The following is a 574-nucleotide window of genomic DNA, read 5'->3' as shown; positions in this document are numbered from 1 at the left end:
CGAGAAGGTCGATGGCTTGGCGCTGGAGGCGGAGCCGGACGTGGGCGTACACGCTGGCAGTGACGCCGATGTGGGCGTGGCCCAGGAGCTCCTTTATGACGACGAGTTCGACGCCCTGTTCCAGGAGGAGGGTCGCGGTCGAGTGCCGCAGGTCGTGGAATCGGATCGCCCGCAGGTGGGATCGGCGGAGCAGCGCGTTGAAGTGCCGTGTGAGGGTGGCGGGTTCGATGGGGTGGCCGTCTGGGCGGGTGAAGACGAGGCCGTTGTCCATCCACTCTGCGTCGGCCTGCTGCTTCTCGCGGGCCTGCCGGTCGCGGTGTGCGCGCAGCGAGGCGAGGCAAGGGGCTGGGAGGGCGATGCGGCGTTCTGAGCTGATGGTCTTGGTCGGTAGGGTGGTGAGGCCGCTGGCGCGGGTGCGCTGGAGCGTGCGGCGGATGCTGGCGGTCCCGGCGTCGAGGTCGAGGTCTTCCCAGCGCAGGCCGAGGAGTTCGCCCTTGCGGAGCCCGGTGCGAAGGGCGAGTTCGAACAGAGTCTGGAAGCGGTGGCCGTGGGCGGCGGTGAGGAAGTGCCGGGC

1 protein-coding gene is annotated in these 574 nt (G+C 70.0%); it reads right to left on the bottom strand.

All coding sequences use genetic code 11. From position 1 onward, the window contains the following. Positions 1-574 (bottom strand): site-specific integrase (locus C7C46_RS32705; RefSeq protein ID WP_110673543.1); only part of this gene is annotated, 574 nt, incomplete at both ends.

The organism is Streptomyces tateyamensis, from assembly GCF_003205575.1.
GTDB classification, from domain to species: Bacteria; Actinomycetota; Actinomycetes; order Streptomycetales; family Streptomycetaceae; genus Kitasatospora; species Kitasatospora tateyamensis.
Note: the sequence above shows the minus strand (reverse complement) of the source record. Positions and strands in the feature narration are given on the sequence as shown.